25 protein-coding genes are annotated in these 25,764 nt (G+C 69.3%); 7 read left to right on the forward strand and 18 right to left on the reverse strand.

Annotated elements, in window-relative coordinates:
- Positions 1-10: 10 nt before the first annotated feature.
- Positions 11-547 carry an MSMEG_0572/Sll0783 family nitrogen starvation response protein gene (locus tag ACFWQC_RS08565; RefSeq protein ID WP_201451036.1) on the reverse strand — a complete coding sequence of 179 codons (537 nt, stop codon included), beginning with the start codon at positions 545-547 and terminating at the stop codon, positions 11-13.
- Positions 548-634: 87 nt separating this feature from the next.
- Positions 635-1,459, reverse strand: a complete 825-nt coding sequence (locus ACFWQC_RS08570; protein WP_378675856.1) for an amidohydrolase family protein — start codon at positions 1,457-1,459, stop codon at positions 635-637.
- 139 nt (positions 1,460-1,598) lie between these two features.
- Here ACFWQC_RS08570 and ACFWQC_RS08575 point away from each other — a divergent pair, with 139 nt between their 5' ends.
- The 3 genes from ACFWQC_RS08575 to ACFWQC_RS08585 all read left to right on the forward strand — a co-directional run bounded on the left by ACFWQC_RS08575 (position 1,599) and on the right by ACFWQC_RS08585 (position 6,957).
- Complete coding sequence (locus tag ACFWQC_RS08575) at positions 1,599-3,371, forward strand: SulP family inorganic anion transporter (RefSeq protein ID WP_378675859.1); 1,773 nt, start codon at positions 1,599-1,601, stop codon at positions 3,369-3,371.
- Positions 3,372-3,452: 81 nt separating this feature from the next.
- Positions 3,453-4,094 carry a hypothetical protein gene (locus ACFWQC_RS08580; RefSeq protein WP_378675862.1) on the forward strand — a complete coding sequence of 214 codons (642 nt, stop codon included), beginning with the start codon at positions 3,453-3,455 and terminating at the stop codon, positions 4,092-4,094.
- A 334-nt stretch (positions 4,095-4,428) separates the two neighbouring features.
- The gene (locus tag ACFWQC_RS08585; RefSeq protein ID WP_378675864.1) at positions 4,429-6,957 is read left to right on the forward strand and encodes a LuxR C-terminal-related transcriptional regulator; all 2,529 of its coding nucleotides are present in this window, start codon (positions 4,429-4,431) and stop codon (positions 6,955-6,957) included.
- A 56-nt stretch (positions 6,958-7,013) separates the two neighbouring features.
- On the opposite strand, the gene ACFWQC_RS08590 is transcribed toward ACFWQC_RS08585, so the two are convergent.
- From ACFWQC_RS08590 to ACFWQC_RS08615, 6 genes are all read right to left on the reverse strand, one after another.
- A complete protein-coding gene (locus tag ACFWQC_RS08590) occupies positions 7,014-7,688 on the reverse strand; it encodes an HdeD family acid-resistance protein (protein ID WP_378675867.1) in 675 nt (224 codons plus the stop codon).
- Between the two features lies 1 nt (position 7,689).
- The gene (locus ACFWQC_RS08595; RefSeq protein WP_378675869.1) at positions 7,690-8,118 is read right to left on the reverse strand and encodes a hypothetical protein; all 429 of its coding nucleotides are present in this window, start codon (positions 8,116-8,118) and stop codon (positions 7,690-7,692) included.
- Positions 8,119-8,178: 60 nt separating this feature from the next.
- The gene (locus ACFWQC_RS08600; RefSeq protein WP_378675872.1) at positions 8,179-8,724 is read right to left on the reverse strand and encodes a DUF1269 domain-containing protein; all 546 of its coding nucleotides are present in this window, start codon (positions 8,722-8,724) and stop codon (positions 8,179-8,181) included.
- Positions 8,725-8,748: 24 nt separating this feature from the next.
- The gene (locus ACFWQC_RS08605; RefSeq protein WP_378675875.1) at positions 8,749-9,087 is read right to left on the reverse strand and encodes an SHOCT domain-containing protein; all 339 of its coding nucleotides are present in this window, start codon (positions 9,085-9,087) and stop codon (positions 8,749-8,751) included.
- A gap of 14 nt (positions 9,088-9,101) precedes the next feature.
- Positions 9,102-9,521: a DUF6325 family protein gene (locus tag ACFWQC_RS08610; protein ID WP_378675877.1), complete on the reverse strand. Its 420-nt coding sequence runs from the start codon at positions 9,519-9,521 to the stop codon at positions 9,102-9,104.
- A gap of 103 nt (positions 9,522-9,624) precedes the next feature.
- Positions 9,625-11,418: a SulP family inorganic anion transporter gene (locus ACFWQC_RS08615; RefSeq protein ID WP_378675880.1), complete on the reverse strand. Its 1,794-nt coding sequence runs from the start codon at positions 11,416-11,418 to the stop codon at positions 9,625-9,627.
- A 140-nt stretch (positions 11,419-11,558) separates the two neighbouring features.
- Here ACFWQC_RS08615 and ACFWQC_RS08620 point away from each other — a divergent pair, with 140 nt between their 5' ends.
- Entirely contained in the window at positions 11,559-13,295 is a 1,737-nt protein-coding gene (locus ACFWQC_RS08620) for a SulP family inorganic anion transporter (protein ID WP_378675882.1), read from the forward strand.
- Here ACFWQC_RS08620 and cls read toward each other — a convergent pair.
- From cls to ACFWQC_RS08635, 3 genes are read right to left on the reverse strand one after another with little or no spacing between them, the layout of a single operon-like run.
- Positions 13,267-14,745, reverse strand: a complete 1,479-nt coding sequence (gene cls / locus ACFWQC_RS08625; RefSeq protein WP_378675885.1) for a cardiolipin synthase — start codon at positions 14,743-14,745, stop codon at positions 13,267-13,269. The two genes, ACFWQC_RS08620 and cls, sit on opposite strands and share 29 nt — an antisense overlap.
- On the reverse strand, positions 14,745-15,413 hold the full coding sequence (locus tag ACFWQC_RS08630) for a GAP family protein (RefSeq protein ID WP_378675888.1): 669 nt from the start codon (positions 15,411-15,413) through the stop codon (positions 14,745-14,747). Before ACFWQC_RS08630 ends, cls begins: the two co-directional genes overlap by 1 nt.
- A gap of 35 nt (positions 15,414-15,448) precedes the next feature.
- The gene (locus ACFWQC_RS08635; RefSeq protein WP_378675891.1) at positions 15,449-16,288 is read right to left on the reverse strand and encodes a YhjD/YihY/BrkB family envelope integrity protein; all 840 of its coding nucleotides are present in this window, start codon (positions 16,286-16,288) and stop codon (positions 15,449-15,451) included.
- 150 nt (positions 16,289-16,438) lie between these two features.
- Here ACFWQC_RS08635 and ACFWQC_RS08640 point away from each other — a divergent pair, with 150 nt between their 5' ends.
- Entirely contained in the window at positions 16,439-16,639 is a 201-nt protein-coding gene (locus ACFWQC_RS08640) for a hypothetical protein (protein ID WP_091047354.1), read from the forward strand.
- Here the strand turns inward: ACFWQC_RS08640 and ACFWQC_RS08645 are convergent.
- Positions 16,586-17,710 carry an AI-2E family transporter gene (locus tag ACFWQC_RS08645; RefSeq protein WP_355017097.1) on the reverse strand — a complete coding sequence of 375 codons (1,125 nt, stop codon included), beginning with the start codon at positions 17,708-17,710 and terminating at the stop codon, positions 16,586-16,588. The genes ACFWQC_RS08640 and ACFWQC_RS08645 overlap by 54 nt on opposite strands.
- A 184-nt stretch (positions 17,711-17,894) precedes the next feature.
- On the opposite strand from ACFWQC_RS08645, the gene ACFWQC_RS08650 reads away from it, so the two are divergent.
- Positions 17,895-20,522 (forward strand): LuxR C-terminal-related transcriptional regulator, encoded by a 2,628-nt coding sequence (locus tag ACFWQC_RS08650; protein WP_378675894.1) that lies wholly within the window; start codon positions 17,895-17,897, stop codon positions 20,520-20,522.
- Between the two features lie 21 nt (positions 20,523-20,543).
- On the opposite strand, the gene ACFWQC_RS08655 is transcribed toward ACFWQC_RS08650, so the two are convergent.
- Genes ACFWQC_RS08655 through ACFWQC_RS08665 form a run of 3 tightly spaced genes read right to left on the reverse strand, consistent with a single transcriptional unit; the run spans position 20,544 to position 22,047 of the window.
- Positions 20,544-20,996 carry a DUF6069 family protein gene (locus tag ACFWQC_RS08655; protein WP_378675897.1) on the reverse strand — a complete coding sequence of 151 codons (453 nt, stop codon included), beginning with the start codon at positions 20,994-20,996 and terminating at the stop codon, positions 20,544-20,546.
- Positions 20,997-21,005: 9 nt separating this feature from the next.
- The gene (locus tag ACFWQC_RS08660) at positions 21,006-21,521 is read right to left on the reverse strand and encodes a DUF1269 domain-containing protein (protein ID WP_378675899.1); all 516 of its coding nucleotides are present in this window, start codon (positions 21,519-21,521) and stop codon (positions 21,006-21,008) included.
- 4 nt (positions 21,522-21,525) lie between these two features.
- On the reverse strand, positions 21,526-22,047 hold the full coding sequence (locus ACFWQC_RS08665; RefSeq protein WP_378675902.1) for a DUF1269 domain-containing protein: 522 nt from the start codon (positions 22,045-22,047) through the stop codon (positions 21,526-21,528).
- Positions 22,048-22,149: 102 nt separating this feature from the next.
- On the opposite strand from ACFWQC_RS08665, the gene ACFWQC_RS08670 reads away from it, so the two are divergent.
- Positions 22,150-22,350, forward strand: a complete 201-nt coding sequence (locus ACFWQC_RS08670) for a hypothetical protein (protein WP_160023944.1) — start codon at positions 22,150-22,152, stop codon at positions 22,348-22,350.
- 30 nt (positions 22,351-22,380) lie between these two features.
- On the opposite strand, the gene ACFWQC_RS08675 is transcribed toward ACFWQC_RS08670, so the two are convergent.
- From ACFWQC_RS08675 to ACFWQC_RS08685, 3 genes are read right to left on the reverse strand one after another with little or no spacing between them, the layout of a single operon-like run.
- Positions 22,381-23,280, reverse strand: coding sequence for an HAD family hydrolase (locus ACFWQC_RS08675; protein WP_378675905.1), 900 nt, complete (start codon positions 23,278-23,280; stop codon positions 22,381-22,383).
- On the reverse strand, positions 23,277-24,263 hold the full coding sequence (locus ACFWQC_RS08680; RefSeq protein WP_378675907.1) for a formylglycine-generating enzyme family protein: 987 nt from the start codon (positions 24,261-24,263) through the stop codon (positions 23,277-23,279). The genes ACFWQC_RS08675 and ACFWQC_RS08680 overlap by 4 nt, the downstream gene beginning before the upstream one ends.
- The gene (locus ACFWQC_RS08685; protein ID WP_378675909.1) at positions 24,263-25,762 is read right to left on the reverse strand and encodes an arylsulfatase; all 1,500 of its coding nucleotides are present in this window, start codon (positions 25,760-25,762) and stop codon (positions 24,263-24,265) included. Before ACFWQC_RS08685 ends, ACFWQC_RS08680 begins: the two co-directional genes overlap by 1 nt.
- Positions 25,763-25,764: the final 2 nt, after the last annotated feature.

Raw genomic sequence — 25,764 nt, forward strand, 5'->3', positions numbered from 1 at the left:
GCCGGGCCCCTCAGAGGTTGTAGGTCGAGTTGATGATGGCGCCCTTGCGGGCGTAGTGGATCAGCGCGTCCTGGACGTCGAGCGGGTGCGAGGGCACGACACCCTCGATCAGGTCCTCCTCGCGCAGGCCGTGGAGTCCCATCCCGAAGCGGCAGCAGAAGACGGTGCCGCCCTCCTTGATGAACGTCTCGATCGCGCCGTTGGTGTTGAGCTCTCCGGGGAACCCGGCGTCGCCCATCGTCGGGAAGCCACGGGAGGCCATGCACGCCAGCGTCCCGGGACCGTAGAAGTAGATGGCCGACTCGAAGCCCTTGCGCAGCGCTCGAGTCGCCTGCAGGACGGCGACGAAGCTGACGGAGGACTCGTGCGGGATGCCGTGCACGAGGGTGAAGTACGTCTCCCCGTCCTCGGCCTGGTAGTCGGGGAAGATCTTGGTCGAACCGTAGATGTTGGTGCCCGGCTGCTGCGAGGGGTGCGGGATCTCGCCGAGCGACTTGGCCATGTTCTCGGCGATCTGGGCGTCGATGTCAGCGGTGTCAGTGGTCACTGGGGTCTCCAAAGAGGTGGGATGGGCGATGCGGGGTGGAGGGAGCTCGTCGTCCTTGACGAGTGGCCGGCAGTCGAGCTGCCGGTCTCAGCCGTAGAGGGCTGAGAAGTTGTGGTGGAAGAAGGCGTCGGCGAGCTCGCCGTCGCCGGCCGCGGCGGCCAGCCGGGCATGCTCGCCGGCGAAGTCGCCCCAGGGCGCGTCGGTGGCGAAGAGGATGCGGTCGTGCCCGACGCCACGACGCTCGATCTCCTGGACCAGCCAGGCCGGCGCGAAGCCGATCGCCCAGCTGGTGTCGGTGTAGACCTGCATCCCGGCCTCGATCCAGTCGAAGAGTCGGCCACCGATGAGCTTCATGTGGCCGCTCATCCCGCCGCCGAGATGCACGAGATGGAGGCGCACGTCCCGGGCATAGCGCTCCACGAGAGTGCCGATCTGGTCGACGTCGGAGGCAGCGCCGGGCGAGGTGTGCACGTGCACGGTCAGGTCGTGCTCACGGGCTGCGGCGAAGACCTTGTCGAGCTGCTCGAGGCACTCCGGGTCGGTGGGATGGCCGCCGAGCAGGAAGCTCGTCTTGAGCGCGGCCACTCCCTCCTCGCCGGCGAGGGCGAGGGCCGCGTCGTTGCGGGCCGAGTCGGTGGCCTTGGGCGAGACCCACAGGCCGCACCGGATCCGGTCGTCGCTCTGGGCCGCCTCGATGGCCAGGGAGTTGAGGTCGAAGGCCGCGTCCGGGTCGGGCACGCCGTAGTTCGGCAGCACCAGAGCCCGCTCGATCCGATCGGCGTCGAGATCGGCGACGAGCTCCTTCACGGTGCCGCGCGCGGTGACGTCGGCGGTGATCGCCGGGCCTCCGTAGAACGGGTACGCCGGCAGCCGGCCGATGTGGCGGTGGGCGTCGCGGAGGGGCTTGGTCATGGCATCAAGCCTTCGGCCCAGTCGTTTCGGACTGGTTACGCCTGGAATACGGAACCCGTTTCGGTTCGTAAGTTCGAGGTAACGCGCCTCACCCGAGTCAGGTGAGGCGGCCTCACGCGAGCGGCGCTGCGATGGTGCGGTGCTGACCTGGCTGCGCGAGCGGATCTCTCTGCCTCGCCATCTCTTCGATCGGCGTACGGTCCGACGTGATGCCGCTGCGGGCGCCGTGCTCGGCATCGAGTCGGTCCCGGACGGGCTAGCCAGCGGTCTCCTCGCCGGGGTGAACCCGGTCGCCGGGCTCTACGGCTACCTGTTCGGGCTCGCCGGAGGGGCGCTGTTCACCGGGACCGCCGCGATGGCGATCCAGGGCACGGGGGCGATGGCGATCATCGTCGCCGACGTCGACCTCGACGCCTACGACGACCCGGTGCGAGCGCTCGCCACCCTCTCGATCCTCACCGGTGTGGTCATGATCGTCGCCGGCGCGCTCCGCCTGGGCCGGCTGTTGCGGTTCGTGTCCAAGTCGGTGATGACGGGCTTCATCTCCGCGGTCGGGATCAGCATCGTGCTCGGACAGCTCGACAACTTCACCGGCTACGACTCCCAGGGAAGCAACCGCGTCACCGCGGCGCTGGACCTGCTCCTGCACCTTCCCGGGGTCGACCTCGCGTCGCTGGTGGTCGGCCTGACGACCGTCGCCGGCATCCTCGTCCTGCAGCGCACCCGCCTGGGCGCCACCGGACTGGTGGTGGCGGTCGCCGTCGGCTCCGCGCTGGCCGCCCTGCTCAACGCGCTGGGCAGCGACACCGTGGCGCTGGTCGCCGACGTCGCCGAGGTCCCCGGCTCGCTGCCTCTTCCGGTGTTCCCCGACCTGTCGGCCACGCTCGACCTTCTCCTCCCTGCCGCCGCGCTCGCGTTCGTCGGGCTGGTCCAGGGTGCCGGGGTCTCAGCGGGCTTCCCGAACCCGGACGGCACCACGCGTCCCTCGCGCGACTTCATCGGCCAGGGAGCGGGCAACATCGCCTCCGGCCTCTTCCGCGGCGTACCCGTGGGCGGGTCGACGTCGGCCACCTCGCTGGTCGTCAGCGCGGGCGCCCGGAACCGGTTCGCGCTCCTGGTCGCGGCCGCCGTCATGGCCGCCGTCATCGTCCTGTTCGCCAGTGTCGTCGAGCTCGTCGCCATGCCTGCCCTCGCCGGGCTGCTGATCGTGGTCGGCGTCAGCACCGTCAAGCCGGCCAAGCTGATCGCGGTCGGCAAGACCGGGCCGGTGCCCCTGACGGTGATGCTGACGACGCTGGTGCTCACCCTGCTGATGCCGTTGCAGTACGCCGTGCTGGTCGGGGTCGGACTGTCGGTGCTGCTCTTCGTGATCGGCCAGTCCTCTCGCCTGGTGACGCGCCGGCTGGTGATGGGCGCGGACGACCGGGTCATCGAGACCAACCCTCCGGGGAGCCTCGGCGAACGCGAGGTCGTGGTGCTCCAACCGTACGGGCCGATCTTCTTCGCCACCGCCAGCTCGCTGCGCTCGCAGATGCCGGACCTGACGCCGGCCTCACGCAGGTCCGTGGTGATCCTGCGGCTGCGTGGCGCGGACGACGCCGGCGCCACGCTCCTCGAGGTGCTGGGGACGTACGCCGCCGGGCTCGACGACCTCGGCAGCAGGCTGGTGATCGTCACCGACAACGAGCGGTTGGTTCGCCAGCTGCAGACCGACGACACGCTCGGCCCGGCAGGCTCCGTCTACCAGGGCACCGCGGTGATCTGGGAGGCCACCCGGAAGGCCTACGAGGACGCCGTCGCCTGGGTGGCGCAGGACGAGGAGGAGTCCGGCGATCAGGAACGGCCGTCGGCCGGGGGTACCTATCGCGACCCGCACGAGGGCGACTGGCCACCTGACCAGATGGCCCTCTGAGGCCGAGCTGTTCGCAAGAAACCGGTCGTTCACCCCTTTCCGGCGATCACCGACACCTCCCGGCGTATGCACCCTGGGGTCGTGACGACCACGGTGGCCCCTGAGCACTCGCGTACCGACTGGCGCGAGCTGATCGCGATCCTGTTGCTGTCGGTGACGGCGATCCTGACAGCCTGGACCGGCTTCCAGGCCAGCAAGTGGAGCGGCGCCATGTCGATCTCCTTCTCCCAGGCATCGACGAACCGGATCGAGGCGGCCCGGTTGGAGTCCACGGCCAACCGCAAGCTCTCGGTCCAGGTCGCCCTCTTCACTCAGTGGCTCGAGGCCTATCAGAGCGGCGACACCGAGCTCACCGAGTTCCTCCAGGCGCGCTTCCCAGAGCCGCTGGCAACGGTCTTCCCTGCCTGGCTCGACACCCGGCCCCTCAAGGACCCCGACGCCCCCGCCACGCCGTTCGACATGGAGGCGTACGTCATCCCCGAGTCCGTCCAGGCCGGCGCCGCCGACGCGAAAGCCGACCGCAAGTTCTCCCAGGCGCTCCGCAACAACCAGCGCGGCGACAACTACACCGTTCTGACCATCGGCTTCGCCTGCGTGCTCTTCTTCGCAGCCCTCTCCGAGCGCATGCGTCGCCGCAGGGCACAGTGGGCACTGCTCGGTATCGGCGGTGTGGGTTTCGTGGTCCTGGCGGTCATCTTGATGACGTTCCCGAAGATGATCTGACCCTGGTCACCTGAAATAGGTGATCCTTCGCCATTTTTTGCCGTCTACTTTGAGTAGCATCGCAAGATGACCGGACGGGTATTCCGCTCATCTACGGCGCGGTGACACTCATCAGCACTCTCCCCCCAAACGAGCGCACGACGCTGACGTGGCATCAGAGCTCTGACTGAGGGGAGGGGTTGTGCAGCGCAGTAGGCCGGCGCCCGCTACAGACCCGACGACAGCAGGACCCGCGCCGATGCCACGCCGTGAGGCGGCGACGGCGGTGATACCCCCAACGAGGGACGGTGATGGCGCGGCCAGCGCCCCGTGGCCTCGCCTCCCGAGGGTCTACGTGCCACGCCGCTCGCTGTGGGCCGACCTCGACCGCTCCGCCGATGCCGCGATCACCCTGCTGATCGCGCCCGCCGGCGCCGGCAAGACCCTGGGGGTCGCCGGATGGCTGCGGCAACAGACCGGCGACGGACCTCCGCGCGCACAGCGCTGGGTGGACGCCGACGGCACGATGACCCCCGATCAGCTCTCCGGCATGATCGATGAGACAGCAGAGGGCACGCCCCCTCGCATCGTCATCGACGACGCACACCTGCTTCGCGCCGCCACGCACCGGATGCTCAACGAGCGGCTCAACGACGATCCCGACTCCATGCGTCTGGTGATGATCAGCCGTTGGGACCTGCCCTTCACCAGGCTGGTGCCCGAGCTGCTGGGCAACTTCTCGGTCGTACGAGGCAATGTGCTGCAGCTGAGCGACGTCGAGGCCGAGGCGCTCATCGTCGAGCACGCCCGCACCGATTCCAGGCCCGTCATCGACGCCATCGTCCAGCAGGCCCGCGGCTGGTGCGCCGCGGTCGTCCTCGCGGCCCGCTCGGTCCACGCAAGCCCTCCGGGCAGGGCGGGCGAGACCGTTTTCGAGGACGGAACCGTCGGTCTCGGCGACCGGGTGGCGAGCGAGGTGTTCGCGTCGCTGTCCGCACGCGCGAGGCACCTGCTGCTGTGCACATCTGCCGAGACGGTCGTGACCGCCAGGACCGCCGCCCATCTCTCCCAGGATCCGAGCGCCGGGGAGACGCTGACCGATCTGGAGAGCACCGGGCTGCTGGTGACCCGCGCGGTCCCCCTCGTCCCCGACGCCCACGGTGAGGAGGCCTACCGGATCCACCCGCTGCTCGCCGAGGTCGTACGCCGCCGGCTGGTCGCCAGCGGGGTCGATGTCGCCCGGGCGCAGTCGACCGTGGTGCGTGCTGTCCGGATCGACCGCACGCGCGGCGAGGCGCGGAGCGCGCTGCGACGGCTCGAAGCCGTCGGCGCCCACGAGGAGATGGCGGTCGTGCTCGCCGACGACGGCGTCAAGACGGCGATGCGCGGCGGCGACCGCCTCGGTCCCTTCGCACGCAACCTCGCCGAGCACGTCGAGACGACCCCGAGGGCCTGGTTCGCACTCGCGATCGAAGCCTGGCTCGACGGCGACGTACACGAGGCCGAGCACTGGCTCGACCACTGTCTGGCGCCGCCGGCGGCGATGTCGGAGGAGGAGCTCGCCTGCATCGGACTGATGCGGGCGCGACTCGGCCTCGAGCCCCTCCGCGCCGCAGCCGACCGGGCCGCCGAGGTGGTCCGGGGCAGGCACAGCGCCGGCGGCGAGGCCGACGTCCTGCCGCAGCTGCTCACCGAGCTCGGCATCACCCAGAGCTGGCTCGGTCAGCTGTTGGAGGCGGAGCAGAGCCTCACCTCCGCGATCGGGCTGGCCCGCACCTGGGACATGCCGGCGGTCGGGGCCGACGCCTCCAGCCATCTGGCGATGACCGAATACATGCTGGGTCGCGAGGCGGCCTGCGGAGAGATCGCCGACGAGACCGCCGCCCTGCTCGAGCGGGCCGACCGAGGCGGGCCGCACGGCACCCGTAGCGACTTCACCCGCACCCGGACGGCGCTGGCCGCAGCCCTGGCGCGCACCGCACGGCTCCCCTGGCTCGAGCTGGTGCCCATCCCGGACGCGAAGCTCCATCCCGCGGACCTGTGCACCCGGTTCTGGATGAGGCTCCGGGACGCACACCTCACTCTGTCCGACCACTCGGTCGTGCGCGCCCGCCAGATCCTCGGCGAGCAGTTGGACCTGCCCGGGGCCTTCCGTCTTCCGGACCACCTGCAGGTCACCCTGCTGCTCAACCGGGCCGAGCTGGCCGCGCTGGCGACCGACCGGCGTTCGCTGAAGTCCGTGGAGGGCGAGCTCACCGAGCGCGGGATGAACGGCGAGGCGGCCCTGGCCAGGGCGCTGCTCGCCGACCTCGACGGAAACCGGCGCCTCGCCGCGGACCACTTCGACACGGCCGCCCAGCAGGCGACCTGGCCCCAACCGATGACCCGAGGCGTCGCGCTCGTCGGACGGGCGGAGCTGCTCCACGAGCTGGGAGACGTGGACGCGGCGGCCGAACATCTCCAGCAGGTCGCGATCGAGACCGAGGTGCGCCAGAACGCGATCCCGTTCCTCGGCTGGACCCGACAGGGGACCCCCGTGCAGACCATGCTCGGACGGTTCCCCACGCTCCGGCCGCACCGCTGGGTCAGCAAGATCTCGGCCGGCATCGCGGACATGTCCAGCCTGACGACCTATTTCGACCAGGGCACGCCACGTCCGACCGAGGCGGTCGACGAGGCGGCGGGGCCGCTCCCCGGCCTGAGCGCCCGGGAGCGGGACGTCCTTCGTGAGCTCGCTCGCGGATCGACGTACGCCGACATCAGCGCCGCTCTCTACGTCTCCGAGAACACGGTGAAGACGCACGTCAGCAGCCTCTACGCCAAGCTCGGCGCCTCACGGCGGAGCGAGGCGCTGGCCGTGGCGCGGAGCCTGAACCTCATCTGAGGATCTCCGCGCGGACCCGGCCGAGGCGAGAGCTCGCTCTCGGCCGGGTCCGAACCTCAGCTCGTGGCCTCGGAACGGAGCCGGAATGCCATCACGATGGCGATGAGGCCGACGACGATCAGCCAGATACAGGAGACCACCAGGAGCGCGCCCAGCGAGACCTCCGGGTTGATGAGCAGCACGGCACCGGCGAGGACGGTGATGGCTCCGGTGGCGATGTCCCACATACGTCGCCCAGGGGCCGGCCGGAGGACGGCGCCGATGATGTCGACGATGCCTCCGATGACCCACCAGACTCCGAGCAGGATGGTGACGATCAGCAGCGTCTGGATCGGGTCACGCAGGAAGAGCAGGCCGACGACGATCGCCAGCGCCCCCGAGAAGCCGACGACCGCTCGCAGGCCGCCCTCCATGGAGCTGCCGGCCACCGCGGCGATGAGGCGGAACACTCCCGACACGATGATCTGGATCGCGATGATCACCGCGAGGACGACGAGCGTCTGCTTCGGCCAGACCGCGAGGATGACGCCGAGCGCCGTGGTGACCAGCCCGTAGGCCAGGACCAGGCCCCAGTAGTCCCCGAGGCCCTCGAACACGGACCCGGAGCCGACGGGACGGTCCTGAGCCGGCGTGGCCGAGCTCTGATCCGGCCCGGCACCCGAGCTCCGTACGTCGGGGCCCGGAGGCTCCGAGCCGGTGACGTCGGGGCCTGGGATGTCGGAGCTGGCCATGTCAGAGCTCGGCACGGCTCGACATCAGCTGCGCGAGCGACCAGATGACGAAAATGTAGAGCGCCAGCATCGCGAGCGCCCAGAACGGGTAGTAGGGCATGAAGGCGAACGCGGAGACCGAGCCGATGACCGCGATCACGATGCCGGAGATACGGGCCCACGTCTGTCCGAGGAGCAAGCCGATACCGACGGCTATCGCGATCGCCCCGAGGACGATGTGGATCCAGCCCCAGGCGGTGAGGTCGAACTTGTAGACGTAGTCGACGCCCTTGACGTAGACGGTGTCCTCGAACAGGGCAGCGATGCCGGAAAGGACCTGGAAGATGCCTACTGTCGTGAGGATGGTGCCAGCGAAGATCGCGCCGGAGAAGGCGAAGGCGGTCTTGACCGGAGTGTCGTAGCCTCCGCCTCGTGGTGTGGTGGTGCTCATGATGGGGTACTCCCTGTGGTCGTGAGCGGTTTCTCGTCGACCGCTTCAATGGACGAGAAGTTAGGCCGCTTCGGCCCCGGCGGGCTCACCCGCAACGGGCGATCCTCCGGCACCGAAGACGTCGCGCAGTGCTGCTTCCTGGCCATCGGTCAGCTCGGTGAAGATCGGGTCGGACGGCAGTCGCCCTCCGAGCGCGTCCCTGACCGAGTCGACGACACCGTCCGTGGTCAGCACGAACAGGGCCGAGGTCCCGGGGGTGACCCGGTCCCTGACCCTGTTGATGAAGCCGTCATCGATCCCGACGGCGCTCAGCGCGTCCGAGACCAGCCCGGTGGCGGTGCCCAGGGCCGCGCCGAGCAACGGCACAAAGAAGATGAAGCCGAGCAGAAGCCCCCAGAAGGACCCGCCCAACGCTCCCCCGCCCACATCCGTGGCCGGATGCAGCTCGATCGTCCTCAGCTTCGTGGTGCTCGACGGCCAGGAGAGCGCCGCGGCGTCGTGGAGGTCGATGAGGCCCTCACCAGCCAGCTCCTCCAGCGCGTGCATGGTCTCCTCGGCGCCCTCAGGTGTGTCGAACGTCCACACCGTCAGAGTTCCTGTCGACATGTCCTCCCCCGCTCCTGGTATCCGTCAGCTGAGCAGTCGCTGTTTGGCGGCTGCGAACTCCTCGTCGCTGAGGATCCCCTGGCTGTGCAGCTCACCCAGCTTGGCGAGCTGCCCGGTCAGATCGTTCTGTGCCGGTGCCGCCGGCGCGGGCGGTGCAGCAGGTGGCGGTGGCGGCTGGGCCGCGGCGTACTGCTGTTGCTCGTACTGCTGCTGCTCGTACGCCTGTGCCTCGGCCTGTTCCTGGGCTTTGGCCGCCTGCCGGCGGTTGACGGCGTTCGAGGTGGCGGTGGCGGTGCCGGCGATGACTGCCGTACGTGCGACGGCGCCGACGAGACCGGGCCGGCCCATGCGTCTACGCAACATAGCGTGTCTCCTCTCTATCGGGCGGCGGATGCGAAGGCGACGTCGACGTCCTCGGGCGGCACGCGCAGGAACAGCTCGACCTCGGCACCGACGCTCCGGATCTGTCCGACGGCCTCCCGCGCCCAGATCTGCTCGTAGACCACCGCGAGGCCGGCCTGGCCGGGCTCGAGGGCGGTGGCGAACGTCTCGATGTCGGCGTCGCTCAGCAGGTCGTTGGGGTCGATCTGAAGACCCGACAGCTCGGCAGGCAGACCCTCGGCCTCTTCCAGGTCAAGGGCCCGGAAGCTGCCGCCGGCGTCCTTGGACATCAGCACGCAGTCGATGATCCGGATCACTCCGCTCTCGACCGGTTGCCGCAGCACTGCCGCGAGGTCGCCGAGCTCGACGTCCTCCGACATCGACAGGAACAGGATCTCGACCGGGCCGCGTTCCATCGTGCCTCCCACGTATCACACGCCTGCCGGGCGGCAGGACGACTCCGACGCTATGTCGCTCTGAGCCCGTGCTGCTCACCCGCATCGGGTGACTTGGGCCGGTTCATTCCGGCCGGTCCGGGGGCGGTTCCCGGGAAGCGACCACCGCGGCGTGCGTGGACTCACCCAGGATCTGGGTGGCCGGCTCGATGTGGACCCCGCTGAGCCGTTGGAGCGTGCCGTCCGCCGACCAGCGCTCGACCAGGTCCGGGTCGACCCCGGACAGGTACAGACGCGCGCCCGCTCCGTCCAGGTCCCGGGCGTAGTCCCCCACGACCTTCAAGAACGTGGCGCCCAGCGTCGTACGCCCCCGTAGTCGCAGCACCACGGCGGTGGCCGCCTCCTCGCCCTGGTCCGGCGCCGGCCCTTCGGGAGGGAGCGGCAGCCGGCGCTGCAGCGTCCTAGCCCCGGCGTAGAACAGCGAGCCGTACGCCTCGAGCACGACCAGCTCGCCACGCGTCAGCTTCCGCGGCACCGGGCTCTCGATGAGGCGCCCCTCCTCGTCCCGCTCGATACGTACGATCCTCAGGTCCAGGGAGTCCTGTCGCAGCTGCAGCAGGAGCGACGCGATCACGCCGATGCCGACCGCCTGTGCGACCGGCAGCAGGAGGACGGCCACGAAGGTCGCCGTCATCGCGACGGCCGGGATGACGCCGGTCCGTGCGACGCTCACCACCTCGCGTGGACGGATGGACGCCGCCCCGGCGTAGATGAGCACCGCGGCGAGGGTCGGCATCGCGACCTTGCCGACGATTCCCGAGAGCAGCACGAGGATCACCGCCATCCAGATACCCGTCCAGATCGCGCCCCACCGCGAGGCGGCACCCGCCGTGGCGTTGAGGGCCGTCTGGCCCACGGATCCGCCGACCGGCTGCCCGCCGAAGAACCCCGAGGCGACGTTGGCGAGGCCCTGTGAGGTGAAGTCCCGGCGCGTCGACGACCTGCTGCCGTCGGGGTTCGGAACTGCCTCGGACACCCCTGCCCCCTGGATGAGCACGAGCGCGGCGATGGCAATCGCACCTGTGACCATGTCCATGTCGAGCAGGCTCAGGTCGGGCAGGTGCGGGATGGGCAGGCCCTGCGGGATCTTGCCGGAGTCCTCCACGCTGACCACATCGGCCCCCGTCACCAGAACGGTGACGGTCGGCACGACGAGGGCTACCAACGGCGAGGCCACCGCCAGCCGGGTCGGCGCCAGCACGAGCAGCAGGAACAGCGCCCCCAGACCGGTCGCGACGGTGGGCAGACTGCTCTCGTCGAGCCGGGTGAGGAGGTCCCACGCCTTGGCTGCGGCGAAGGGTCCCTCGGCGTCGACGCCGGCGATGTCCGGGAGCTGGCCGAGCACGATGTTGACCGAGACCCCGGTGAGGAAGCCGAGCATCACCGAGTAGGACACGAACCTGATGTAGCGGCTCAGTCTGAACAGCGCGGCCAGGAGCATCATCCCGCCCGCGACGATCGTCAGCAGCAGCATCGCCGCCGACCGGTCGTCGGCGTCGTGACCGGCCAGGACCGAGCCGGCGGCCAGCGCCGAGGCGCTGGTGGTGGTGACCACCATCATCCTGGTCGAGGAGCTCAGTCCGCCGGCGATGGGACCGGCGAAGGAGGCGTAGAGCCCGTGGGTCGGGTTGACCCCGGCGAGCACGCTCGACGCCATCCCATCCGGCACGCTGGCGATGGCACCGGGCAGCCCGGCGACGAAGTCGCGGCGCCAGTGGCGCTTCTGCGGGGTGATCTCCCGGACCTCCCTCCGCAGCACCCGTTCCGCACGTGCCTGGGTGCGACGTAGCGACCCCACGTAGAGCCGCCGCAGCGGCGTACGACCGTCCGGGTCGGGATCCATGTCGCCCTTGGCCACCGGCGCTCCAATCCAGGGAGGAGGAAGGCGTACGGACGTCGGGCCCACGCCGTCAACGCATCCTCCCCGGGACGGGTGACCCGAGGCTCACCCCTTACGGGCGATCCAGGAACAGGTCCGGCGTAGCAGCCTCACCGATCGTGGCCAGACTCATCGCTCCGTCGTTCAGCGGCTACTCGCCGTCCTGGATCAGGTCCGACGTCCTCGCCGGGCTCACCGTGTGGGCGGTGCTCGTGCCCGAGTCTTTGGCGTACGCCACCATCGCCGGTGTGCCGCCTGTCGTGGGCCTCTACGCGGCCGTGCCGGCGCTGGTGCTCTACAGCCTGCTCGGCTCCTCGCGCCATCTGATCGTCGCGCCGATGTCGGCCACCGCAGCGCTCTCGGCCGGGATCGTGGCGGACTTCGCGTCCGGTGGGGCCGACGTCGTCGCGCTCACCGTCGGCCTGGCCATCGCGACCGGGATCGTCGCGCTCATCGCCGGCTTGATGCGCCTGGGCTTCCTGGCCGCCTTCATCAGCGAGCCGGTCCTGAGAGGCTTCATCATCGGGCTCGCGCTGACGATCATCATCGGGCAGCTTCCGTCGCTGGTGGGTGTGGAGAAGGGCTCGGGCAACTTCTTCGAGAAGACCTGGGACCTGCTGCGCCAGCTGGGTGACGTCGATGCCCTGACCATCGCCATCGGGGCCAGCAGCCTCGCTGTCCTGCTCGTGCTGCGGCGGCTGGTGCCACTCCTTCCCGCTTCCCTGATCGTGGCACTGGTCTGCATCGGGCTCACCGCCCTGCTCGGCCTCGACGAACGCGGGCTCGCCATCGTGGGCCACATCGACGCCGGCCTGCCCACCATCGGGCTCCCGGACGTGTCGGCTCCCGAGTTCCGCGACCTCCTCGCGGCCGCCGTCGGCGTGATGCTCGTCGGGTTCGCCGAGGGCCTGGGCGCCGCGAAGACGTACGCGGCCAAGAGCGGCTACGACATCGACCCGAACCGCGAGCTGCTCGGCCTGGGCGTCTCCAACCTGGGTGCCGGCCTGGCGAGCGGCATGGTGGTCAACGGCTCGCTGTCCAAGACCGCCGTCAACGGCTCGGCCGGGGCGAAGTCGCAGCTCTCGGCGGTGACCGCCGCAGTGCTCACGCTGCTCACCCTGCTGTTCATGACCAAGCTCTTCGCCGACCTTCCCGAGGCCACCCTGGCGGCGATCGTGATCGCCGCGGTGATCGAGCTCGTCGACATCTCTGCGCTGCGCCGGCTGTGGCGGGTGCGGACCGGACAGGTCACCAAGATCTACCAGATCAGCGCCCGCGCCGACTTCGTCGGCGCCGTCGCAGCACTGATCGGCGTGCTCGTCTTCGACACCCTGCCCGGTCTCGTGATCGGCATCGCCGCCTCGGTCATCCTGCTCATCGCGCGGACCTCGCGGCCGCACATCGCGCCGCTGGCCCCGGTCGAGAGCACCGATGACGACAGTGCGTCCGCGCACCCGGGGCTGTGGGTCGACCAGAGTCGCAATCCGGCGTACGCAGGGATCCCGGGTGTCTTGGTGTTCAGGGTCGAAGCGTCCCTGCTCTTCGTCAACGCCGACTTCGTACGCGAGCAGGTCCGTGAGCTCGCCATGGAGGTGCCGGACCTTCGACTGGTCGTGCTGGACGGTCGGGCGACGCCTTCGATCGACGTCACCGCCACCGAGATGCTGACTCAGCTGCGTGCCGATCTACAGCGCCTCGGCGCCGACCTGGCACTCGCCGGCGACGTGGGTCAGGTGCGCGACGTCCTGCTCGAGGCCGCCGGGGAGGGTCCGCCGCTGGTCTACCCGACCGTCGAGGCCGCCCTCGCGGCGGCTACCCAGGAGGCGGCTACTGAAGAGCCGCCGTCAGGCGCATGACGTTGTCGACGTACGCGGCCCCGCGCCCGCGGCGCGACCACGCCTCGATGCTGAGCTCGCTCGACCTCTCCCGGTAGTCGTCGAGCACGCTCTGCAGGTCGTCGACCACCTGCTCGCTCTCGAGCAGCACGATGACCTCGTAGTTGAGCGCGAAGGAGCGGTAGTCCATGTTCGAGGAACCGACGACGGCGATCGTGTCGTCGACCGTGAAGAACTTGGTGTGGAGGACGTACGGCGCCGGGTAGAGCCGGATCCGGACGCCGGCATCGAGCAGGTCGGCATAGTAGGAGCGCTGAGCGTGGAAGACCATGAACTGGTCGGCGCCCTCGTTCACGAACAGCTCGACCTGGACACCCCGCTGCGCGGCGGTCGTGACGGCGTAGAGAAGCGACTCGTCCGGTACGAAGTAGGGGCTGACCAGGCAGATCCGCGACTGTGCGCGGTAGATCAGCGTGTTGAAAAGGCGCAGGTTGTTCTCGGTCACGAAACCGGGACCGCTCGGAACGACCTGGCACGCCACGTTCTCGGCGGCTCGTTCCGTCCGCTGGACCTGCAGAGGTTCACGCGGAAGGAGCATGTCCCGGATGCTCTCGGCGGTCTCGGCGTACCAGTCAGTCGCGAAGACGACCGCCAGGTCCCGGACCGCCGGCCCCTCGATCCGGATCATCAGATCGACCCACTCGCGCCCCGCCTTGTGGTTCTTCGGCTTGTTGTAGCCGGGCTCGATGAGGTTCTGCGAGCCCGCGAACGCCACCGCGCCGTCGACGACGAGGATCTTGCGGTGGTTGCGGAGGTCCGGGCGGCGGAGCTCGCCGCGCAGCGGCCGGACCGGCAACATCGGCGCCCACTTGATGCCGGAGCCCTCGAGCCGCGACAGCATGTCCTGATGGCCGGGGATGCCGCGCGAGCCGAGATGGTCGAACAGGAAGCGCACCTCCACCCCGCGGGCGACGGCGTCGACAAGCGCGTCGAAGAAGTCGCTGGTGTCCTCGTCCCAGGCCGAGATGTAGAACTCGACGTGCACGAACCACTTCGCGCTGCATACGACCTCGGTCATCGCCGCGAACGTCCGCGCGTAGTCCGGATGGATCTCGATCCGGTTGTCCCCGGTCAAGGGCAGAGATCCCAGGCGCTCGTTGAGCCGCACCGCGCCGACCGAAGGACCCTCTGGAGCCGTCTGTGCCGCCGGGTCGTACCTGATCTCGGCGCTGACCAGCTCGTTGACCTGCCGCTGCCACGCCCGACGCTTGCGGCCGACGCTGGTGCTCCCGAAGAGCAGGAACGCGAGCAGGCCGAACGCAGGCAGCGCCAGGATGAGGAACAGCCAGGCCAGGCCCGTCGACGGCTTTCTGCCGCCGGGGATCACACCCAGCGCCACCACACAGACCGTGATGTGGGCGACGACGAGAGCTGCGCTGACGAGACTCGCGACCCAGGTGGAGGCGTCCATCAGAGCGACCCCACTCCGTCGCCGACCATCTTGACCCCGAGCACGACGAGGAGAACCGTCATGATGGCCGCGTTGTGGGCGATCATCCAGGCCTTGATGCCCTCCAGCAGGCGGGCCGCGCGCTCACCGGACACCAGGTAGATGCCGAACGGCACCAGCACGCCCAGGCTGGCGACGAGGGTGAAGACGGCCATCGCCACGATCCGCTCGCTGGTCACCGCGGTCGCCGTCGCGATCGTGCTGGCGGCCGAGACCACGAGCAGCAGGTTCTTGGGGTTGACCGACCCCAGGAGTACGCCGGTGCCGAAGGCCTTGAACGCGTTGAACTCGTCCAGCGCCGCCATCCACGATGGAGTGGCTGCAGGCTCGCCCTCCTCCGGCCTGCCCTGCCAACTGCGTAGGGCGAGCAGGAGGAGCAGAGCTCCGAGGACGATCTTCAGCAGGGCCGCCCAGGTCGGGGTCTCCGCGTCTCCCGATCCGGCCGCACCGACGAGCAGCGCGACGATCGTACCGAGCACGAAGATGCCCGCCAGCCACCCGACGACGAAGGCCGTCCCGTTGGAGCTGGCGTGGCGGCTGACCAGCATGAGTACCAGCGCGACGATCGGCATGGGGCTGACGAGCACACCCACGGCGATCGGCAGAGACTCGCCTATTGCTTCGCCCATGGCCAGACTTCAGCGCAGGGCGGCCTCCGCCGGCCTCACCTTCTCCGGGTGAGAAACGTACGCACCTGCTGCACGAACCAGGCGACGACCGGGTCCTCGACGAGCAGCCGGCCGAGCAGCGCACCGCCGACGACGATGCCGCCGAAGCCGATCAGCCAGGTCGAGAGCGCGAGGATCACGCCCAGCATGCCGAACTGCTCGGCGTTCGACTCGACATAGGCAGGCATCAACCACGCCGAGCCTCGGCTGTAGAGGACCTGGACGACGCCGGTCAGCACCGCACCCGGAAGCAGCAGCCATCCCCGGGCGCGTCCGAACAGCAGCACCCAGCTGGTCCCCCACCAGACGGCGCACGCGCCCACGATCTGGAGCAACGGACGGAGCAGGTCTCCCGGATCGGTGAGCAGGCTGACGACCGTGTTGACCACCCCGAGGCAGGCCAGCCAGACAACGACCCAGAGCAGACAGCGACGGGCTCCGCGCAGGCCTCCGATGTGCTCCTGCTCCCATACCCGCTCGAACATCCGCTGCACGGCACGGCCGAACGAGGTCGCCGACACGATCGTGATCGCCAGGCCCACCGCCCCGGTCTCGGAACGTACCTGGTCCAGGTTGATCTCTCCCGACACCTGGCGTACCGCCTCGTCACCGACGCCCGTGACCTGCGAGACCTGTTCCAGGGCGTTTCCGGTGAGGTGGGGCAGGAAGGCCGCGAGTACGACCAGCATGGGCACCATGGCCAGGAGCGCCTGGGCGGCGATCAGCATGCACCGGTCGATGAACTCGATCCGAATGGTCTCTGTGGCGAGCTTCCGCAGCAGGGGGACGTGGGCGACCAAGGCCTCCACCCGGCCCCGCAGGGCAGCCACGTCCACGTGAGCAGTGTTCCCCCGGGCTCGTCTGCTCACCCTCGCCCGTTTCCGGTGACCGCTCCGGGCGCCTCGCCGCTTACGTTGGTCAAACCAACGTCCAGGACACTCGCTGGAGCCAACCATGAACGAACACATGATCGACGTGATGCGCTCATGACCCGGATCCTCATCCGGGTGGGCTCGTCGGTGTCGGACGACGTCATCGAGACGTTCCCCCACCTGACCCGGGCCACGCAGCGGGCGACGACGACCCTGGTCGGTGACCTCGCGGACGCCAAGGAGCTGCAGGGCGTGCTGGACCTACTCAGCTCGCTGGGGGTCGACGTCATCGAGATCGTCACCATCCCCGAGTAGCTCCACCGGGGCGCTTCCCGCGATGAGCGGCATCAGCCAGCGCTTCGCCGGGTCGGCCTCCACGAAGACCGCGCGTACGAACAGGGTGAACGGGACCGCCATGACCGCACCGATCGGGCCCATGATCCAGGACCAGAAGATCAGTGACAGGAACGTCAGCGTCACCGAGAGGCCGACGGCCTCACCGACGACCTTCGGCTGGATCACCGACTGGATCACCACGTTCAAGAGGCAGTAGACGGCGATGACCGCGAGCATGAGCGCGAGGTCGTCGTCCAGCAGCGCGAGGATCGCCGGTGGTATCAGCCCGATCACGAAGCCGACGTTCGGGATGTAGTTCGTCAGGAACGCGAGCAGGCCCCACACCAACGGCGCCGGCACGCCCAGCAGGTAGAGCGCCACGGTGTCGAGGGCGGCGACGATCAGTCCGAACACCGTCGAGACCAGCAGGTAGCGGCGCGTTCCGACCGAGAACGAGGACAGGGCATCCACGAGGCCCGGGCGCCGACGGCTGACCGAGGCCAGCTGGCGCGGCAGCGCCGTCGCGTCGATGGCCATGAACAGACACAGCGCCAGGATGAAGACCACCGTGGACAGCACCCCGAACATCCCGTTCAGAGCACCGGAGACCACGGACAGCAGGTTCGAGAGGTCGAACGACTCGACGATCTTGAGCACCTCGTCCGTGCCGATGCCGACCCTGGTGAGCCAGTCGGTCAGGTCATCGACGCGCTCTTTGGCGACACCGCTGTAGGTGCTCAGCAAGGTGGCGAAGCGAGCCACCGCGAGCACCACGCACACGCCGAGACCGATGATCCCGGCGACGACCGCGATGATGGAGAGGGCGGTGGCGACGCCCGCCGGCACGCGCTGCGCCAGCCAGTTCCGCGCCGGATGGACGACGATGGTCAGCACCATCGCGAGGAACAGCGGCCCGAGGATGTCGCTGGCTGCCTGCAGACCGGCCACGAGGATCACCACCGCAGCGGATCCGAACAGGACCGCCAGGACCCTGAACTGCGGTGGCCAACTCGTGGCCGACTCTTCCGGGCTCTGTGTCCTGGGGCTCACGGCTCCCATGGTCTAGCCCGTACGGACCGTCCGTCTCACCCGATTGGGGTGAGCGCGACCACCCGAGTGTGCGTATCCCGGGCCCGTATACGGGCCCTTTGACTCCTTACTCTATCGACGAGTCGCTGATTGGATGGTTGCCGGTAAAAGTCTTCTCGGAGATGGGAAAAGCGAAAGTTTGCGGATGTTAGACACCGGTTCTCGCGCCTATGTGGCGCCAACAAGGCTGCGCGTTCCGCGGATACTGCCCACGTTCGTCAACCGGGACCGGTTGGTCGAGGACGCCGTCGGGCAGCGCCGGTTCACCCTGGTCTGCGCCCCCGCGGGCTATGGGAAGAGCATGCTCGTGGCCGACTGGGCCACCCGCGCCGCCGCCCGGGAGGAACCGGTCGCCTGGTTGTCGCTGCACAAGCAGGACGACAGGCCGTACGAGTTCTGGTCGGCGCTGATCGAGGCCCTCGTCCTGGCTGGCCTGCCCGGGAGGACCGAGCAGCTCGACGGGTTGACCCCGCCCGCGCAGGGGACCGAGCCGGGGTTCGTCACGAAGGTCGTTGAGTCGCTCCTGGCCGCCGGGGTGCGCTGGATCGTGCTGGACGACGTACATCTGCTCCACGACGACGAGGTCCTGCGCGGGCTCGACATCCTCCTCGCCGAGCTGCCGCCCGAGGTGGGCCTGGTGATGGCGTGCCGATCCGAGCCGACGCTCACGCTCCACCGGCTGCGGCTCGACGGGTCGCTCTCGGACGTACGCGGCAAGGACCTCGCCTTCACCGACGGCGAGGCGCTGGAGCTGTTCGCGGCCAGCGACCTACCGATGACGGCGGACGCGATCTCGAATCTCGTCGGCCTGACCGAGGGCTGGGCCGCAGCGCTCCGGATGGCGGTGGTCGCGGCCATGGTCGGCGACGACCCTGCCGAGGTCGTCGCGTCCTTCGACGGCGACGTCCGCACGGTGATCGAGTACGTCCTGACCGAGGTCGTCCACCGGCTCGAACCGGAGCTGGTCGAGTTCCTCTACGCGACCTGCGCACCCCACCACCTGTCCATCGACCTGGCTGCCCACCTCTCCGGCAGGCCCGACGCCGGCGCCCTGCTCGACCGGCTGTGCACGGCGAACGCGCTCGTCAGCCAGTCGGGCGACTCCGCGTGGTACCGCTACCACGCGCTGCTGCGGAGCTGCCTGCTCGCCGCTCTGGCCCGACGCGACGTCGAGGCTCCGGCACGCCAGCACCGGGCCACCGCGGTCTGGCTCGACGCACACGGCGAACCCGCGACCGCATTGCGGCATGCGGCGCGGGGCGGGGACCAGGACCTGCTCGACGCCCTGCTCCGCGCGAACGGACTCCAGATGATCCTCTCCGGCCGCGGTGATCTCGTACGCGCAGCCCTTGCATCCCGCGATGGGATCGCCACCGACCATCGGGTCGCAGTCATCGCCGCTCTGGCGGCACTTGATGTCAACGACCTTCCTGCGGCCGACGATGCGCTGAGCGTCGTGCCGGCCGGCGATCCACGATCCGAACCGACGTACGCAGCGATGGTCGCCGCGGCCGTCGTCCAGCGTGCCCTCGCCGGGGGCGACGTCGTCGCGGCCCTGCAGGACAGCGCGATCCTCGACATCGCCACGACGGGAGACAGCGACGTCAACCTGGTCCTCCTTTCCCAGCGCGGACCCGCCCGGATGCGCGCCGGCGACTATCTCGGAGCCATCGACGACCTCGCGCAGGCGCTGGTGCTGGCCCGCAGCCGTCGCTACGACCAGGTCGTGCTCGAGACCATGTCACAGCTGTCCGGGATGACCGGCGCGATGTGCGACTTCAATGCGTCCCTCGACTGGTCCGACCAGGCCATCGCGTTCGCCACCCGGCACGGCTGGCGGGACTCGCCGCGGCTGGCCTACTCCTATCTCGTGGCCGCATGGACCGCCTTCCAGACCGGAGACTGCCAAAGACAGCTGCAGTACGCCGAGCTCGGCATGCGAGCGCTGGACGGCGTGAACAACTCCGAGGTCGAGTTCGGCGTACGCGGCATGCACGCGCTGGCGACCTTCGAGGCCACGACGGGACCGGAGCGGGCTGCGGCCGCCGCGGCCTTCCGGCGGATCTGGCAGATCGAGCCCGCCGAACACATCTCTCCCGCCGCGATCAGCGCCGTCACGCCCCAGGAGATCCGGGTGGCCCTCGCCATCGGCAGCGAGGACTGGGCGGCGCAGACCGCGGCCCGCGTCCGCGCCCAGATGCCGGGAAGCGCCGAGTGCACGATCCCGGACGCCCAGATCCTCGCCGCCGCCGGACGGACCCGCGACGCGCTGACCGAGCTCGAGCCGGTGCGCGACGGGACCCGCCCGGCACACGTACCGACGACCGTCGTCTACGCGCAGGTGCTGGCTGCGGCCCTGGAGTCGTCCCTGGGCAATGACGTCCGCGCGTTCGATGCGCTCCGGAAGGCGCTCGAATGGGCGGTCCCCAACAACTTCCGCCGGCCGTTCATCGACGTGTGGCCTCATCTGGAGCCGCTGCTGTCGAGGAACCGCTCACGGTTCGGTCCCGCCGAGGGCTTCGTCGCGGCCCTGCTCGCCCATCACGCCGAGCAGGCGGACCGCGCCGCTGGGGTGATCGACACGCTACTGAGCGCACGCGAGGTCGACGTGCTCCATGACCTCCCCTCGCGGCTGACGATCCCCGAGATCGCGCAGGCCGAAGGGGTCAGCGAGAACACGGTGAAGACCCACGTACGCTCGATCTACCAGAAGCTCGGGGTCAACACCCGCTCGGCCGCGGTGCGCGAGGCACGGGACCGCGGGCTGATCTGACGCCGCCCCGTCCGCGAGACCTCACCGGACCTCGGGGAGTACCGCGCTCCGTGAGACCGTCGACACCAGCGAGCCGATGGCGATCCCGATCACCAGGTTGATCAGCATCGTGACGAGCTTGGTGTCCAGACCCGCGTCGGACGTGAACGGCCACAGCGCCGCGATGACGGTGGCCAGGCCGACGATCCACCCGAAGAAGGTCCGCGGCTGCGGTGTGGTCAGGAGGAGGATGTGGGCGACGGCCGTGGCCAGCAACCCGGCGATCGCTGCCCACACGGCGTACCACCACGTCGAGGCGTCTCCCCAGACCCCGTCGCCCTCGGGCGCGAGGATGGGTACGTCGAAGATGCCCCGGGCGATCACGATGCCGGCGACCGCGAGCAGCGCGGCCACGACCGCGGCTGCGGCGCCGCCCGCCCAGAGCCGGCCGGCGTGCACCGTGGGCTGCAGTCGTCGGGTGGGAGGTTGGTTCATCGCCATGATTCAGTCTCCGTCGTCAGTCGGTTCTGTGGTCTCGGCGCGGAGGATGTCCTTGAGCTCCTCGGCGACCTCGTCGTCCAGCTCGGCGTAGACGAGGGTTGGGTTTCCGTGCTTCATGGCCGCGATGACCGCGTCCGGGTCCGCGTCGCTGCTCAGCACCACGAGTGCGGACTTGCCGGGACCGAGGTGGCCGGCGACCTCGGTGAGCAGCTCGTCACCGATCCCTGCCTGTCTCAGACGTTGAACCGCGGCCGCGGACGCCGCCCCCACAACGGCGCCCGCGACCGGGTTGAACACGAGGATCCCGAGAAGACCACCGAGCAACGAGCCCTTTGCTGCTGCGCTCGTCGTACGGTGGCGAAGATGGCCGATCTGCGGCTCCTCCGCTCCTGGGAACCAGGTGAGCGTGATGGCGTCATGGACGGTGAGCGCACCACGCTCCTGCAGGTCCTGGAGCCAGACCTCGGCGTCTGATGCGCCCATGATCCGGTCGTAGACCCACGCGGTCAGGCTGGCCATGACGTCACTCGGCGAAGACCTCGCGCAGCGCCTTCTCCTGCTCACTGCTGAGGTTGGTGAAGATCAGCTCGCCCTCGTGGCCCTTCATCGCCTCGTGCACCTTGTCGACCACCGCGTCGGAGGTCATCACGAACAGTGCCGAGGTGCCGGGGGTGACCTGGTCGCGGACCTTGTTGATGAAGGCGTCGTCGATGCCCACGTCGGTCAGCGATCCGGTCAGAGCGCCGGTCGCCGCGCCGACCGCTGCACCCAGCAGTGGCACGAAGAAGATGAGTCCGAAGAGCATGCCCCAGAACGTGCCGCTCATCGCTCCCAAGGCCTTGGTGCTGGTCAGCTGCTTGGTCTTCGGCTTCTTCTTGCCGACCTCCCAGTGCACGGTCGCGGCATCCTCGAGGATGATCAGCTCCTGCTTGACCAGCTCCTCGAGGTTCTTCACAGCTTGGTCTGCGCCTTCGGTCGTGTCGTACTTCCATACCGTCAGGGTCGCCATCGCTTGTCCCTTGCTGTCGTCGTCTGTGTTCGTCATCGACGATCCCGGCGCGGCCGGAGTCCAGCATCACCCGAATTCGGTGAACCACGGTGCTGAAGTGATTCGTAGCGTGCAGTACGTGAGCAGTCGAGGAAGACCATGACAAGGGTCCTGATCAGGGTGAACGGCGAGCTCTCCCGTGAGCTTCAGAAGGCGTTCCCGCAGCTGGCCGTCCAGGCGCATCACGAGCAGTCGACGCTCACCGGCGAGGTCCCCGACCAGGAGGCGCTGCAGGGTGTCCTGCACGCGCTGCGTGCCGATGACATCGACGTCATCGAGGTCGTCACGATCCCCGACTGACCCGGCCGTCCCGCGACCTGCCGACCCGGCTCAGTCGAAGATCGTCTCCCAGTCGCGGGCCATGCTGATCACGGTCCAGCCGAGCCGGGCACCGACGTCGGTGATCGGCTCGGGCTCGGTGAAGGTCTGTGCGGTGCTGACGTAGGAGAACTCGCGCTCGGCATCGTCGTGGTTGACGAGCAGCGCGAGCGTCGGGCCATCGCCGGCCGCCGCCCACTCCAGCATCTCCCGGTCGCCGCCGGAGTTGCCGACGGCGAGGATCGGGCGCCGTCCCAGCTGGGTCTGGATGTTCGACACCTTGGCGGTGCCCTCGTTGGCGGCACCGACCAGGCGCCCCGACCGGCTCAGGCGCGGCGGGTCCGGGGCGTAGTCGTACTCGATGAGCGTGCCCACCACCGCCTCGGGCGGCACTCCGTAGAGGTCCTGGCTGATGGCTCGGACGAACTCGGTCCCTCCCCCGGTCACGACGGTCACCGAGAAGTCGCGGCGCCGCAGCTCGGCGATGAGCTCGAGCATCGGTACGTAGGTGCAGGTCCGATGCGGCCGCCCGAGGGTCGGGTGGTCGGCGCGAGCCATGAACTCGCGGGTCCGCGCGGTGAAGTCCTGGGGCGAGAGGCCTACGAAGAGGCCGGTGAGAGCCATCGCGATCCGCTCCAGCCCGATGTCGCCGATCGCCTGCTGGTCACCCGAGAGCAGGGCCGCGAACTCCGCCTGCTCCTTCACCGACGGGTCGGCCGCCGCGCTGGTGCGCAGCGCGTCGACGAAGAAGTCGAACTGGACGTACGTGGGACGCTCGCACCACAGGGTGCCGTCGTTGTCGAAGCAGGCCATCCGATCGGCCACGGGCACCTCCTCGGCGGCATCGAGGAAGGCCAGGACGGCGTCGCGGGTGGCACCCGGACGCCAGGACGGCAGCAGGTGGTCGCTCACGGTGTCTCCTTCGGTTGCTGGGTCTCTGGGCGGCGTACGCATCGGAAGCCCATGTGGCTGGTGCCGGTGTCGACCATCTGCGGGCGGCGTGCCGCGGGCCGGTAGCGCAGGCAGTAGGTGTCGGCGCACAGGTGCGAGCCGCCCTTGACGACCTTGCGGGCGATCCGGAACTGGGGCTGCGCGGGGTCGAAGCTCTGCTCGGCGTCACCACCGCGTGGGTTGACGGGTACGCAGCACGGCTTCGCGACCTCGTCGGGATGCCGGTCCGTCCACCAGTCGCTGGTCCACTCCCATACGTTGCCGGCCATGTCGAAGAGCCCGAAGCCGTTGGCCGGGAACCTCCCGACCGGAGAGGTGCGAGAGAACCCGCTCTCCCGGGTGTGCCGCCACGGGAAGTCGGGACCGTCCCAGGTGTTGGCCATGATCCGGCCCTCCGGGCGCGGCTCGTCGCCCCAGGTGAAGGCCGCTCCTTCGAGCCCGCCCCGAGCGGCGTACTCCCATTCGGCCTCGGTGGGCAGGTCGCCACCTGCCCAGGAGGCGTACGCCAGGGCATCCTCCAGAGCGACGTGGACGACCGGATGGTCGGGCCGGCGTTTGACCGAGCTGCCCGGCCCCTCCGGCGCCGACCAGCACGCCCCCGGCGTCCAGGTCCACCACTGGCTGACGTGCCGCAGGTCGACCGGGCCGGGTGTCGGCGTGAAGACGAGCGAGCCCGGCTGCAGGTTCTCCGGTGGCGCGTCCGGGAAGTCGGCCGGGTCGACCGGCCGCTCGGCGACGGTGACGTAGCGGGTCTTGCGCACGAACTTCGCGAACTGCTCGTTGGTGACCTGGTGCGCGTCGATGGAGAACGCCCCGACCCGCACGCGGTGGGTCGGGGCCTCCTCCGGATAGTGGTCGTCGGACCCCATCGTGAAAGTGCCTCCGGGCAGGTCCACGACCGGGTGCCTGGAGCTGGGCTGCCTAGAGATGAGCTGGCTGGTCATCAGCTGCTCGGCATGCCGGCCTTGAGCTTCTCCATCAGCTGGTCGACGCTGAACGTCGCCGGCGTCTGCCGGGGCGGGAACTCGACCAGCGAGGCCAGCATCTCAGCGACGTACGTCTGAGCCGGGATGAGCAGCCAGACGTGGTCGAGCATCCAGTCGAAGTAGGTGTTCGACGTGCCCTCCGCCTTCTCGAACGGGTCCAGCCGCAGGTTGTAGATCTTGGGTGCACGCAGCTCCACCAACGGGTCCAGCCAGATCTCCAACGTTCCGGTCTGACGCTGCTCGAGGAAGATGAACTTCCAGTTGTCGAACCGCATGCCCGCGAGGTCGCCGTCGTCGGTGACGTAGAAGAAGTGCTTGCGGGGGCTCTCGTCGGCCTCGCCGGTGAAGTAGTCGAGCTGGTTGTGGCCGTCCAGGTGCACCTTGTACGTCGTACCGGCCAGCTCCGTCCCGGTCTTGAGCCGGTCGGCGACGTCGGTGTCACCGGCGGCGGCGAGCAGCGTGACGAACCAGTCGTTGTGGCTGACGATTCCGTTGCGTACCTCCCCGGCGGGGATGCGACCGGGCCAGCGGACCATGGCCGGCACCCGGTAGGCGCCCTCCCAGTTGGAGTTCTTCTCGTTGCGGAACGGGGTCATGCCGGCGTCGGGCCAGCTGTTCATGTGCGGGCCGTTGTCGGTGGAGTACATGACGATGGTGTTGTCGGCGAGGCCGTTCTCGTCCAGGTAGTCCAGGACGGATCCGACCAGCTCGTCGTGGTCGACCATCGTGTCGTGGTATTCGGACTGCCACCGGCCGGCCTTGCCGCGGCTGCCGTCCTTGATGTGGGTGCGGAAGTGCATGTGGGTGGTGTTGAGCCACACGAAGAACGGGGTGTCGTTCGAGCTGGCGTCGCTCATGAACCGCAGCGCCTCGGGCACGATCTCGTCGTCGATCGTCTTCATCCGCTCCTTGGTGAGCGGGCCGGTGTCCTCGATGCGCTGGGTGCCGTCGTCGTTGGCCCAGGAGTGGATGACCCCGCGCGGCCCGAACCTCTTGCGGAAGTTGGGGAACTCGTCCTCCCGCGGGTAGTCGTACTGCTCCGGCTCCTCCTCGGCGTTGAGGTGGTAGAGGTTGCCGAAGAACTCGTCGAAGCCGTGCGCGGTCGGCAGGAACTCGTCGCGGTCGCCGAAGTGGTTCTTGCCGAACTGCCCGGTCGCGTAGCCCAGGGACTTCAGCGCCGTCGCGATGGTCGGGTCCTCGGCGCGCAGGCCGAGGTCCGCGCCGGGCATGCCGACCTTGGTCAGGCCGGTGCGATAGGGGTTCTGCCCGGTGATGAACGCCGCGCGGCCCGCCGTACAGCTCTGCTCACCGTAGGAGTCGGTGAACCGGATGCCCTCGGCGGCGATCCGGTCGATGTTCGGTGTGCGGTAGCCCATCAGCCCGTCGCTGTAGCAGCTCAGGTTGCTGATGCCGATGTCATCGCCCCAGATGATCAGAATGTTGGGCTTGTCGGACATGA

It is taken from the genome of Nocardioides sp. NPDC058538, assembly GCF_042719275.1.
Classification (GTDB): Bacteria; Actinomycetota; Actinomycetes; order Propionibacteriales; family Nocardioidaceae; genus Nocardioides.